Source organism: Paenibacillus pinistramenti, from assembly GCF_005869875.1.
In the GTDB taxonomy this organism is placed as follows: Bacteria; Bacillota; Bacilli; order Paenibacillales; family Paenibacillaceae; genus Fontibacillus; species Fontibacillus pinistramenti.
In genome coordinates this window covers 256337-268806 of sequence record NZ_VAWG01000004.1, presented here as the reverse complement: position 1 = coordinate 268806, position 12470 = coordinate 256337, and the positions used below count along the sequence as shown (strand labels likewise).

Annotated in this window: 9 protein-coding genes; all 9 read right to left on the bottom strand. The window is 63.0% G+C overall.

Going from position 1 to position 12470, the window contains the following annotated elements; translation table 11 throughout:
* Positions 1-66: 66 nt before the first annotated feature.
* Positions 67-1482 carry a hypothetical protein gene (locus FCN15_RS08170; RefSeq protein ID WP_138494510.1) on the bottom strand — a complete coding sequence of 472 codons (1416 nt, stop codon included), beginning with the start codon at positions 1480-1482 and terminating at the stop codon, positions 67-69.
* Between the two features lie 279 nt (positions 1483-1761).
* Positions 1762-2748 (bottom strand): NAD-dependent epimerase/dehydratase family protein, encoded by a 987-nt coding sequence (locus FCN15_RS08165; RefSeq protein WP_138494509.1) that lies wholly within the window; start codon positions 2746-2748, stop codon positions 1762-1764.
* A 76-nt stretch (positions 2749-2824) separates the two neighbouring features.
* Positions 2825-3997, bottom strand: coding sequence for an LCP family protein (locus FCN15_RS08160; RefSeq protein ID WP_138494508.1), 1173 nt, complete (start codon positions 3995-3997; stop codon positions 2825-2827).
* Between the two features lie 102 nt (positions 3998-4099).
* Positions 4100-5641 carry a sugar transferase gene (locus FCN15_RS08155; protein ID WP_138494507.1) on the bottom strand — a complete coding sequence of 514 codons (1542 nt, stop codon included), beginning with the start codon at positions 5639-5641 and terminating at the stop codon, positions 4100-4102.
* On the bottom strand, positions 5638-7008 hold the full coding sequence (locus FCN15_RS08150; RefSeq protein ID WP_162515315.1) for a glycosyltransferase family 4 protein: 1371 nt from the start codon (positions 7006-7008) through the stop codon (positions 5638-5640). Before FCN15_RS08150 ends, FCN15_RS08155 begins: the two co-directional genes overlap by 4 nt.
* Complete coding sequence (locus FCN15_RS08140; RefSeq protein ID WP_138494504.1) at positions 6908-8095, bottom strand: glycosyltransferase; 1188 nt, start codon at positions 8093-8095, stop codon at positions 6908-6910. Before FCN15_RS08140 ends, FCN15_RS08150 begins: the two co-directional genes overlap by 101 nt.
* The gene (locus tag FCN15_RS08135) at positions 8046-9344 is read right to left on the bottom strand and encodes an O-antigen ligase family protein (RefSeq protein ID WP_138494503.1); all 1299 of its coding nucleotides are present in this window, start codon (positions 9342-9344) and stop codon (positions 8046-8048) included. Before FCN15_RS08135 ends, FCN15_RS08140 begins: the two co-directional genes overlap by 50 nt.
* A complete protein-coding gene (locus FCN15_RS08130; RefSeq protein ID WP_138494502.1) occupies positions 9341-10732 on the bottom strand; it encodes a glycosyltransferase in 1392 nt (463 codons plus the stop codon). The genes FCN15_RS08135 and FCN15_RS08130 overlap by 4 nt, the downstream gene beginning before the upstream one ends.
* An 8-nt stretch (positions 10733-10740) precedes the next feature.
* Complete coding sequence (locus FCN15_RS08125; protein WP_420819557.1) at positions 10741-12462, bottom strand: polysaccharide deacetylase family protein; 1722 nt, start codon at positions 12460-12462, stop codon at positions 10741-10743.
* Between the last annotated feature and the right edge of the window lie 8 nt (positions 12463-12470).

The following is a 12470-nucleotide window of genomic DNA, read 5'->3' as shown; positions in this document are numbered from 1 at the left end:
CCCGCCCCTTAATTGACAAAAAGATGAAATTTGGCCCCATCCCTGAAGGAGGCTCCTTTAAATCCGCTAAACCAGAAACATCGCCAGCACCGTTGTGGCGGCAAGGCCGATCAGCACCGGCTTCAGATTGCGCCGGGCCAGCTCAAACGGGCTGACGCCGCAGATGGCGGCCGCCGGAATCAGCGCCCACGGGATCAGCGTGCCGCCGCCGACCCAGATCGCGGCCACTTGGCCGAGGGCGGTCAGCGTGGCCGCACCGGAGCCGATCGCCGCCGCGAACAGCTGGGCGATGGAGCCCGCGAGGGAGATGCCGGAGAAGCCGGAGCCGTCGAGGCCGGTAATCGCGCCGGCGACCGCAAGCGTAACCGCGCCGACCGCGCCGTTCAGCGGCACCTCATGGGCCAGCGCCACGCCAAGGTCGTTGACGATGCCCTGCGAGCTGTCCGGCAGCACCTTGCCGAACAGCTCCGTGAAGGCCGAGTCGCCGAGGTAGAAGAACGCCGCAATCGGAATTACCGGGCCAAACACCTTAAAGCCGAATACAAAGCCGTCGATCAGGTAGGAGGTCATTTTCTCCAGGCCTTTATTCCGGTGCGCCAGCAAAGTGACCGCCAGGAGAATCAGAACGGCGGTGCCGCCGACTAGCGCGGTAGCGTCGCCTCCCTGAAGATGGAGGGCAAACATTCCCGCCACGTCGATGACAAAGAGAATCGGGATGATGACGGCAAGCCATTTTCTGGCGGCCGGGGAAATGACCGAAGGCGCGAAGTCCTCCAGCCCGCTGGAAGTTAGAGCGCCGGGACCGCTTTTTCCCGAGACCAGTCCGTCCTTAAAGGTGCCCCGCTTCAAATCCCGCCGCATGAACCAATACGCGGAGACCGTCGTCACAAGCCCCATCACCGCGACAAGCGGCACGCTTGCCTCCATCACGCTGGACACCGGCAGCCCGGCCGCGTCTGCGGTCAGCTTCGGCGCCCCCTGGATAATGTAGTCGCCGGATAGAGCGATGCCGTGGCCGAACAAGTTCATCGCCATCGCTGCGCCCAGCGCCGGCAGGCCGACCCGCGTCGCCGCCGGCAGCAGCACCGCCCCGATCAGCGCGACCGCCGGGGACGGCCAGAAGAACAGGGAGGTCACCATCATAATGATGCCGATGCCCCAGTAAGCAAGCGCCGGCGTGCGGAGAAACCGCGTCAGGGGCGCGACCATCGTTTCATTGATGCCGGTCACAATCAGCACCCGGCTCATTGCGACAATAATGGAGATGATCATGATCGTCCCGAGCAGTTCCTTGGTCGCATAGATAAAGGAATTGAAGATTCCGGAGACCGAGCCGCTCAGGGTCTCGGTGGCCAGGAGGCCAAGCGCCAAGATCCCGGTAATACAGATCATCGTTGTATCGCGCCGCCGGATGAGAAATGCCATGATCAAAATAATAAAAGCCAGATACACCCAGTGAATGGCTGTTAAATGAATACCCACTGCCGCCACACCCTTTCCTTCCGCCTGAACCGGTACCTGACAGGTCCGGTGGTTATATGTATGCAGGCAGGCGGGCATGGGTTCGAGCGGAGCCCGGCTCATGCAAGGCGGCGCAGTGCAGTGCGGTACAGTACAATCCAGTACAGTACAATCCAGTACAGCGCAATCCAGCATCATCACCGGGTAAAATCATGCCAAAAGCCGCCCCTCCCGGGACGGCTCTTCAGCTTTTATTTCACAAATCAGGAACCAGGAATCAGCAACCAGGAATCAGCAACCTCAAAAATACAACCCCGCCCGTGCCGCTTCACTCAGCCGCTCCTCCCGGCGCTCCTCCCGGCGTTCTCCCCGGAGCTCCTGCTCATAACGGATGGTCTCGGTTAATCCGTCCAGCAGGGAATAGGCCGGTTCCCACGGCAGCGTCCGCAGCGCTCTCCGGTTGTCGAGCAGGCTGTCCTGAATATCTCCCGGCAGCGCGGGGCGGTATTCCGGCGTCAGCTCCTCCCTGCCGCAGATCCGGCTTACCAGCCGGAACAGCTCGTTCACGGAGGTCCTCCGGCCGCTGCCGATGTTGAGCGTCTCGCAGTCTCCGTGCGCAAGCGCGGCGGCGTTGGCGGCAGCCACATCTTTTACATAGATGAAATCCCGGGTCTGCTCGCCGCTCCCGTTAATATGCGGCCTTCCGCCCTCCAGCAGCTGCTTCACGAAGGAGGCGGCAGCGCCGCTCTCCCCTCTCGTATTCTGGCGCATTCCGTATACGTTCGCGTAGCGCAGAATCGTGTAGTTCAGACCGTACCGCTCGGAGAATAAGCGGATGTAGTGCTCGGCCATCTTTTTCGAGGCTCCGTAAAAAGACAGCGGCTCCGCGCCCTCCCCCTCATGAATCGGGAGCATGGCGGCATTGCCGTACACCGCTGCCGAGGAGGCAAACACGAGCTTGGATACGCCGTAATCGGCGCACTGCTTCAGCAGGTTGACCGTACCCACGATGTTATGCCGCGCGTCCGCAGACGGATTCTCAAGTGAACGCTGCACGCTGACCTGCGCCGCAAGGTGAATGACCGCATCCGGCCTTTCGGCAGCAAAGATGTCGGCCAAATGCTCCGAGCCAATGTCGATCGGGTAAAGAGCAGCCTTCGCCCCCGGGAAGGTGCGGGTTCCCTCCCCGAGGTTATCCACGATCACAACCTCATGCCGCTGCTCCAGCAGCAGCTCCACCGTATGCAGGCCTATGAAGCCTGCGCCTCCGGTAACAATAATCTTCATAACGATCGGACTCTCCCATTCCTCACAATTCATCTTCTTGTCCTTCCAAATATATGAAGACGGGGGGGCTGGCAGACTAGTCCGTCAAGACCTTTTTCGCAAGCTCGCTCCACGCCTTCTGATCCGGAATCCAGTAATAAAGCTCCTTCCCGACCAGCGGGTCCTTGGCCCGGCCGCTGCTGCCCGGAATCTGGACGTAATGAATATCCTCGCTCTTCAGATCCTTTGCCAGCAGGGACAGGCTGATCAAATCGCTGTCGCTCAGGTTGGTGTCCAGGACATCCTTTTTGACCTTGGCGAGGAGCGCGGGGATACGGACCAGATTGTCCGGCTCAAGCATTGTACGGATCAGCGCCCGGAGCACCAGAGCCTGGTTCTGCTGCCGGTTGATGTCCCCGGATGCCAGGGAATGCCGCTCCTGCACCAGCTTCAGCGTCAGATCGCCGCTCAGATGCTGGCTGCCCGCCGGAATCGTCACATGCGCGTAGGTCAGCTTGACCGGATCGTCCAGTTTGACGTCCAGCCCGCCGATGGAATCAATAAAATGAACAAACCCCTCAAAGTTAGTCTTCATATAATAGTTGATCGAGCACCCGCACAGATTGCTGACCGCCTGAAGCGAAGCCATCGTTCCCGCATGGCCGCCCCCTTCAAGCTCGCCTAACAGATGGGCATGGTTGATCTTGGTATAGCCGGTTCCCTTGATATAAACCCTTGTATCCCGCGGAATGGACACCAGATTGACCTCGTTCCGGCTCAGATTGACATGCGCCAGCATCATCACATCCGTCCGTGAATCCTCCGATTCGCGGGCATCAATGCCGAGCAGCAGCAGGTTAAAGCGGGTTTCGGACTGCCCCTGCTCTGCCGAGGCGCCGGAACCTTCTAAAGCCCCGTCCTGAGCGGTAAAAGACGACCCGTCCCCCGCCTGCGCGGCTCCGGAGGCAGAGCTGTCCCCGGCTGAATTGCCGGCGGGGGCGCCTGCGCCAGCACCGGTTCCGGCGACCCCGGCGGCAGTTCCTGCTGTGCTTCCGGCTAGGCCTCCGGCAGCGGCTCCGGCTGCACCGCCGGCATTCGCCTCCGGCGCGGCTGCCACCGGAATGTCCGCCTGCCGGAAGTGACGCTCCGGAGACAGCCGCAGCAGCATAACAGCAGCTGCCCCGGCTGTCAGCAGCAGCACACCTCCCAGGATGAGCAGTGTCCGCTTTAGTGCGGCTCTCGATTTCGGCCGGCTTGTGCGGTTCTTCATCAGGCTGTCACCTCCGTGAAATTGCGGACAACGCGCAGCGAACGGGCGGCTTCGAGCCAGGCTTTCGGCCCGCTGCCGCCCCGCTTTAGGCTGGGCTTCCGGCTATTTCCGCCCGGCCACCGCTTCCGGCGCGTTTACCGGCAGGCCTCCCTGCTGGACAAGGGAAGGCGCCGGCTCGCTGCCGGAGACCCTGTGCAGCAGGCCCTTCGCGCCGGATGCCGGGTCCTCTGCAGGCCGGACTCCCGCCCCGGGCAGTCCGGCAGCCTCTTTCCCGGCCCCGCTTCTTACGCCTCTTGCCTGCTCCCGGCTGAGCACAACCAGAAGGGTCTGGAAGAGCAGCTTCAGGTCGAGAAGCAGGGAATAATTCTTGATGTACATCAGGTCATATCTCAGCTTATCCGCAGCCGAGGTCGTGTAACCCGCCATCACCTGCGCCAGCCCGGTCAATCCCGGCTTCACCATCAGGCGGTACGTGTAATAGGGCAGCTCCTTCTTGAACTGGTCGATAAAAAAAGCCCGCTCCGGCCGCGGCCCCACCAGGCTCATCTGCCCGGCCAGCACGTTGAACAGCTGCGGCAGCTCGTCGATGCGGGTCGAGCGCATGAACCTTCCGACCGCGGTGATCCGGCTGTCGCCGTCCCCGGCCAGCACCGGCCCGGTCGCCTGCTCGGCGTTGTCAATCATGCTGCGGAATTTCAGCAGCCTGAACGGTCTGCCGAGCCGGCCGAGCCGCTCCTGCACGTATAACGCCCGGCCTCTTGAAGTGGCCGGAACGAGCAGGAAGGCCGCGAGCAGGAGCGGGCAGGCCAGAAGCAGCAGCAGGGCCGAGCAGACAAGGTCGAGCGCCCTCTTGAGGAAGCGCTCCGGCAGAGTCAGCTGCGGCGGCATAATGGAGTAGACCAGCAGATCGTCGATTTGCTGGGCTTCAGCTTTGGCCAGGTACAGCTCATAGAAGTCCGGAATCAGCAGCACCTCGACGCCGCGCTCCCCGGCCTCCCGGATCCATTCGCTGCGGACATCAGCCGGCACGCCCTGCCCGAGCATCAGCACCTCCGCTTCTCCCCAGTGAAGGTGATCAGCCCCGCGCCCGGGAAGGGGCCCGCCGCTGTCCCCGGCCTGCTCCGCAGCCGTCAGCACCTGCGTAATTTCCAGCCACGGCGCCCCCTTCTGCTTCAGCTTCTCCAGCATCAGCAGATCCGCAGGCCTGCCGCTCACGATGACGAGGGTTTTTCTGCGGCCGCTGCCTTTGGCCTGGATGCCGAACAGAAGGAGACGAAGGCCGAAGGTGAACGTGACTTGAGCCATAAAAGCCGTAATCACAACCGAACGCGGCAGGCTGAACGACTTCAGCCAATAGTTGACGACAATCAAGGCGGCCATAAAGACGAGATGGGCCAGCACCAGATTGTACAGGAGCACCGCCGGCTTCCGCCTTCCCGCAAAATCATACAGATTAAAGAAGTAATAAATCACTGCTGTCAGCAGACCCAGCCACGGCACATACTGCAGGAACGAAGCCCACTCCTCTTCCGGGATCTGCCCGGAGAATTTCAGTTCATAAGCCAGCAGATAACTGACGAACATGCCTCCTGTATCCAGCAGCAGCACCGCCAGCTTCAGCCAGCCCATCCGAAACAGCTTCATGCCATTTCCTCTCCTTCCCGGTCTTTCACATGCTCCCGGTACAGCTCCGCCAGCTGCTGCCTCACCGCATCAAGCCGGTATCCGGCAAACCGGCTCCGGCCCGCCTGCCCCATCCGCTTCCGCAGCTCCGCATCCCGGTACAGGGTGCTGAGCGCCTGCGCCGTTCCCCGCGTGTCACCAACCGCCACGCGAAAGCCGTTGGTTCCGTGAGCAACCAGATCGCGGCAGCCCCGCACGTCGGAGGCCACAACCGGCTTCCCCGCGCTAAGCGACTCCAGCAGCACCTTCGGCAGGCCTTCCCGCTGCGACAGCAGCACGACGACGTCCGCGGCCGCCATCAGCCGGGAGCCGTCCCGGCGGTAACCGAGAAACTGCACGTTCTCCCGGATGCCGAGCCTGCCGGCCAGCGCTCTGTACCGCTGCTCATGGCTTCCCTCTCCGGCTAACAGGCAGCAGACCGGGATGCCGGCGTTTATCAGGTCATGGACGGCGCGAAGCAGCTGGCCTTGATTCTTATTGCCGTTTAACTCGGCCATGCAGAGCAGGACAAACGCTCCGTCCGGAATAAGCAGCTCCTGCCTGAGATCCGCCAGTTCCCCTTCCGTATGGGAACGGCCGTAATTCTCCTCCACGCCGACCCCCGGGAGCAGAGCGGCTGCACCGCGCAGGCGAAACCGGCCTGCCCGTCCGTAATCCTCGCCGTTAATCGTAATCAGTACATCCGTAAACCGCGCGGCCAGCCACTCCAGCGGATAATAGAGCAGCCAGTTCAGCAGCGGCGCCCCTTTATAGAAGTGAAACCCATGCGCTGTATAGAAAATATTCCGCGCACCGGCGGCAAAGGCCGCCAGCCGGGTAATCCAGCCGGCATTGGGAGTGTGGACATGGACGAGGTCATATTGTTCCAACTTGAAGTGTCTATACATGCCGGCCAGCGCTTTGACATTGCCCGGCGACAGCGGATTTCGGCTGAACGGAACGTCCCGGCATTCAAAGCCGGCACGCTCCACCTCTTCACGCAGAGCGTCCGGGCAGGCGTAAGCATGCACCTCATAACCGGCCGCGCGGAGATCCTCCATAAAGGGCAGATGAAAGGCCGCAAGATGGGAATAGACGGTGGCAGCGTAAGCGGCTTTGCGGGGTTTGAAGGCAGAGCCGGAGGAGATCGCTGAGGACGCCGGCGGCAGCGGTAATGGGGACGGCGGCTGCAATAGTGACGGCAACGGCAGCGGCAACGGCAGCGGCAACGCCGCTCCCGCCGGACCGCTAGGGGAGCTGCCGGACACCGTCCCGCTGCCCTTGGCTGCTGTCCCGCTCCTGATGATGCCCGTTCCTTGAATCATGTCTTCGCCTGCCGGCCTGCTCATAAAGCACCTCCCATCTGCGGGCAATCGCCTTAATGTCATAGCTCTGCCTGACCTTTTCCCTGCCGCAGGCTCCCATGGATTCCCGCTGCTGCGGCGTGCGCTCCATCAGCCTCTGCATTTCCCCGGACAGCAGCAAATGATCGGAGGGGGCGGACAAATAACCGTTCACGCCATGCCCGACGATCTCCCGGTTGCCGCCGGCGTCGGTTGCCACGATCGGCAGCCCGCTTGCCGCGGCCTCCAGCAGCACCATCGGCAGCCCCTCCCATTTGGAGGACATCAGGTAGGCATCGGCCCCGGCCATCAGCTCCGGAATATCGGTGCGGAGGCCCAGAAACCGGACCTGGCCGGCGACCCCCAGCTCGCCGCACAGCCGCTTCAATTCCGGCGCCTCCGGGCCGGTGCCGGCGATCAGCAGCACCGCTGCCGGGAAAGCCGGCTGAAGCATGGCGAAGGCTTTGAGCATGGTAGGGTAATCTTTTTCCGGGGCCAGTCTTCCTACTGCCAGCCACACAAACTGCTCTTTGATTCCAAGCTCATGACGAATCCGGTGCCGGCTGCCCTCCGGCAGGCTGAAGCGTTCTGTGTCGATGCCGTTAGGCATGAGGAGGATTTTTCCCGCCGGGGAGGCCTTGATGGCAATGTAGCGGTTCACCGCTTCCTGGCTGACATTGGTCATGATGTCGCATAACCGGTCGGTCAGCCGGTAGAGCCAGCTCCGCAGCCGCCCGCCCTCATGAATGCTGTGCGCCGTACAGGCCAGCACCGGCATCCTTACGAACAGCCGCGCAGCCCGGGCCAGCAGATTGGCGTGCACCATATGGCTGTGCACCACGTCCGGCCTGAAGGAGCGCACCAGCCGCCGGAGCCGGAAGACTGCGCGCGGATCGGGAACGCCTTTGCGCATGCCAAGCGTCATGACCACAACCCCCATGGCCGCCAGCTCCTCCAGATAAGCCGCAGGCTCAATCATGCTGACCAGCTGCACAATCCAGCCTGCACTGCGGAGCACCCGGCTGAGCTGGACCACCTGCGCTTCAGCTCCGGCGTAATCGAGACCTGTGATAAGAAAGAGGACTTTCTTCATAAATGGCAGCTCCTTCATATTCCCGCTTCGGCTTGAAAGCCAAAACGACCATGGCGATAAACACGTATTCAAAGTTGTAGCCGAAGTCTCCGCTCACCAGGGCACTGCCCAGGGATTGGAGCAGCAGCACAAGGAGCACCGGGTGCTCTCTTGCCGCGTAAACCGTGTAGAGAAAGGCGGCCAGCCAGAGAAAAAGCCCCGCAATCCCCAGCTCGCCCGCCATTTCCAGCAGCACATTATGCGGGAATTCATCCGTCACCGGCGGGGTATGCCCGCCAAGCCCGACGCCGAAGAAGGGATGCTCCGTGAAGGTCTGAAGCGCGTCAAGCTGCAGCCCCACCCGTCCGAGGTAGTTGTCATCGCCCTGCAGCTGATTGGTGTCGATCAGCACGCTGAACCTGCTGCTTTCCACGGCCTCCAGAAGGGTGTCCTTCATCACAAAGCCAAACGCCCCCGCAATTATCCCCGCCGCAGCCAGCACCTTAAGCCACTTTGACAGCTGCCGGGATCTGCCGCCCTTCGTCCGAAGCTCCCGGTAAACGATCCACCCCGCAATCAGCAGGTTCGCCAGAAGGAAGAAGGCGAGCGGACCGCGCGACTGCGTCTGAATCGCCGAAACGATGGCCGTCCCTCCGGCCGCAAGCCTCAGCCACAGGGGAATTCCTCTGCCCCACAAGCAAACCGTTACCGTCATCAGGGAAATTCTCGCATTAAAAATCGGATTATCCCCCGGCAGCGTCAGCCGGCCCGGATATTCGGCGGAATAAACCCCGAACGTCAAATGGACCACCGCATACGCCAGCCCGAACAGCGCGGCAAAGGACCAGGAGAAGGTTTTGTATTTTTTGTAGAAAATGTAGGTGTACAGCCCCGGAACTACGCCGTGCGCAAACAGCAGCAGCAGCTTGGACAGCCCGCCGGACTGCTGCGGCGACCAGGAGAAGGACAGGATGCAGTAGCCGAAGAACGCCGCCCAGAGCCACAGCCCTTCATTGTCCAGCATCCCGAGCGGCCGCAGCGGCCTCTGCAGCACGATAATCAGCACCAGAATCAGCGGCAGGCCGACCAGGATCACGAGCGCATTGCCGGGCATTACCTTCTTATAGAAAAATCCCACCATATCAAAATACAGACACAAGCCAAACAGCAGCGCAGGGTCCAGCTTCAGCCCGAGGTGCAGCACGCTTTGGGCGAGAAACACCAGCATGCTGAGCAGCAGCGCCCCGATAAAAATAACCTCCGTGCTCATCCCCGCTCCCTAATCTTCCGGGCGGCAATTTCCGCCATGAACCGGAGCCGCTCCGCTTCCTTGCGTCCGGTATCAAGCCGGGCCGCCTCACCGGCGGCGATGCGCCGGCCCTGCCAGGCTTCCACAAACCGGGTAATCTCCTGCAAATGAGGGCAGATATTATTTCGTTCGGCCGGCAGCCGGAGCAGAAAGGGCACCTCCTCCGGAAAATCGGTCTCCTCGTAGCCGATGATCACCGGCAGCCCGTTCGCCAGGTATTCCCTCACCTTCAGCGGGGAGGCCTCCTTCATGTCCTTGCGGTACAAGGCCAGCGTGCCGATGGCGGCATCTGCCTGATCGAGCAGGGTTTGATAGCCGCTTCGTGTCAGCTTCCCGTGGAAAAAGAGGTTCGGCGGCAGCTCCCCGCCCTGCGCCGGATGGCCTGCTGCCCGCGCGCGGGCAGCGGATACCGCGGCTTGGCGGCCTTTTGCCGCTGGGCCGGCTGGAGCTGCGGCCCCGGCCGCAGGCGCCGCGGTCGAGGCAGGGCCTGCAGCTGCGGTGCGGCCTGCGGCGGCTGCGTTTCCTGCCGCAGTAACGGCGCCCGCTGCGTCAGGGCGGCCTGCGCGGGCAAGCAGGGCGGCCAGCTCGGCGGCTTCCACGCCGATCAGGTCAAACCGCCAGTCCGGCTTCAGCACCGCCAGCTCGGCGATATGGTCAAGCCCGTGCCAGGGCTGGCCCGCCGAGCCGATAAAGACGAGGCGCGGAGGGCGGCTCTGGCTCTTGACCGGGCCGGGCGGAGCAGCGCCCGGCTGCCCGGCCTCCTCCTGCCCGGCAGGAGCGGCTCCGGAGCCGGCTGGCAGCGCGGCCCCCAGCGGATACTCCTCCAGCCGGATGCCGTTGCCGATGACGACCGACGGCTTCGCAAAGGAGCGGAAATGGCCGCTCTCCGCGAGCTCCCGGCTGACATAGACATGGCCGGCGGCCGCGGCCAGCACCTTCCCGCGGGTAATCGAGTGGTAATAGTAGCGGAAGCCCTGCTCCATGCGCAGCTCCGCCATATCGTTCGTGTTGATTTCGAGCACGGAAGGGAACGCCCGGAGCAGAGCGGGAAGGGAGAGGTAATACAGGTCAAAGCGGTGGTACAGCACATCCGGCCGCCATCTGCGGACCTGTTTGGCCAGCAGGCCGAAATCGGCCATACGGCCCGGGGTTCCTTTGTAGGCCTGGACGGTGAGCGGAATGTCCCGCTCCGCGCACAGGGCGCGCCAGTCGCCATCCGGCTTGCAGGTGAACAAAAACAAAGCCGGCTGATGCCCCTGCCGCTGCCATTCGGCCAGCTGGTGCATGACCTTTTTCAGCACGCCGCTTTCGGCGCCTTCATTCCAGTGAATCAAGTAAGCGATTTTCACGGGTCTCCTCACCTCCCCTTTCTTCTGCCGGCAAGCCCGATCGGAAGAGCCGCCGGAAGGACTGCCCCGCCCGGATCTCCGTCTTCGCGACGTTCATGAATCATGGAGCTGCCCGTTTCATGCGGCCCCGGCTCTCTGGCATCAACCGGCCCGCCTTGGCGGTGCTCCCGGTCCTTCTTGTATCTGTCCAGGGAATCCCGGTACAGCTTCCGGTCGGACCGCCTGACCAGCTGGCTGTTATGCCAAAGCAGTGTAAAATCCCCGCCGTAAGCCGCACACTGATCGTAATAATGGCGGATTGCACCGAAGGCGGCGTCCCCCTTCAGCGCCATGTAGTCCGGGTGGATGATGGACTGGTCCATCACGACAAGGGGACGCTCGCGCAGATGAAGCTGCCTGCGGGTCCGCAGGTTAAACACCGGGTACTCGCAGCAGACTCCGCAGCGGAAGCCTGCCTGGTCGGCAAAGCTCAGCGTGCTGTCATAGTCCAGCCCCGCGTCCTCCCAGTGCTGCCACGTATCCGGCGCTCTCCAGCGGAGGTAATGCTGGCGGCCTCCCCAAACGTCCTGCCGGATACCGGCAGCATCGGCCGCCCGGCGGAGCAGGGCAAACTGCCGGAAGATCCGCTCCGGATGGAGGTAGGTCTGATAGCCGGGATGCAGGCCGATCCGGTGGCCGCGCAGATGAATTTCCCGCAGCAGGGCGCGGATTGCCGGGTCATCCATCGTGTAGCTGCCGTCCAGCCCGGGAGCCGTATCCTCCGTTATAAAGTAAAAAGAACTCTGCACTCCCGCCGCTTCACTGAGTGACATCAGCCAGTCAAACCGGTTAAACGGGTCTGCCGCATACCGGTCCCGGCGGGGCCAGGCCACCCGCGCCTTGCGCCAGGCGGATTCCAGGCTCCGCCTGAACAGAAGCTCGGCCAGCGCTTCCTTCAGCAGGCTTGGGCGGCTGCGCCCCATAGCCAGAAAGGGGACATCGACGTCATGGCTGACCTGCAGCCGGAACCGGCGCCGCTTCCGAGCAAGGCCGGGCCACAGCTGCTGAAGCGCCGCCCACAGCAGCTCGGCGTATTCATTTACGACCGGCCGGTGCAGGAAGCCGTCCCGGGCAGCAGCCGAGCCCGAAGCCGGAAAGCGGTCATGGCGGTCGCGTATGGAGACTTCCGCCGCTTCCTCGTAGCGGGTCAGCATAAAGAAGCTGCTGCCGAACAGATCAATCCCGCACCACAGGCCGTGCGGCGTGCGCTCCAGATAGGCACTTCCGCTGCGGCGGCGGCCTTCCAAGCCGTCCCCGGCCGTATAGTGGCCGGCGAAGTCATGACCGGCATAGCTGCCGCCGGTGTCCGCATCCCTGTACGGAAGCCCGTACAGGACCGGGAGCCCTCCGGAATTGCCCATTCCTGCGGGAAGGAAGATCCCCGGCGGCGCCGTGCGCGGGTCCCAGCGGTCCAGCGGCAGTCTCGGCAGCGACCTCGACTTCAGCCAGTCCCGCTCCGGCGTCCGGAGCAGCACGTCCGCCAGCTCCAGCACGGCTTCACCGCCGGGGGCCCAGCCGCCGCCCGCTGCCTGGCCGCGGCCGCCGTACCTGGCCGCCGCTTCCTCCGCAATGGTAATTTCGATGCCGATGCGTTCTTCATACTCCACCCGGTAAGGGAGGCCGAGGAACTCGCCCAGCAGCACTTCATAGATATAAGCCCTTTCCGGCATGCGCTGCCGGGGAGAACGCACAATCAGCA

Coding starts and splice junctions, on each gene's coding strand:
- FCN15_RS08165 (WP_138494509.1), bottom strand. CDS start 2,748: ATGAAGATTATTGTTACCGGAGGCGCAGGCTTCATAGGCCTGCATACG.
- FCN15_RS08160 (WP_138494508.1), bottom strand. CDS start 3,997: ATGAAGAACCGCACAAGCCGGCCGAAATCGAGAGCCGCACTAAAGCGG.
- FCN15_RS08155 (WP_138494507.1), bottom strand. CDS start 5,641: ATGAAGCTGTTTCGGATGGGCTGGCTGAAGCTGGCGGTGCTGCTGCTG.
- FCN15_RS08150 (WP_162515315.1), bottom strand. CDS start 7,008: ATGAGCAGGCCGGCAGGCGAAGACATGATTCAAGGAACGGGCATCATC.
- FCN15_RS08140 (WP_138494504.1), bottom strand. CDS start 8,095: ATGAAGAAAGTCCTCTTTCTTATCACAGGTCTCGATTACGCCGGAGCT.
- FCN15_RS08135 (WP_138494503.1), bottom strand. CDS start 9,344: ATGAGCACGGAGGTTATTTTTATCGGGGCGCTGCTGCTCAGCATGCTG.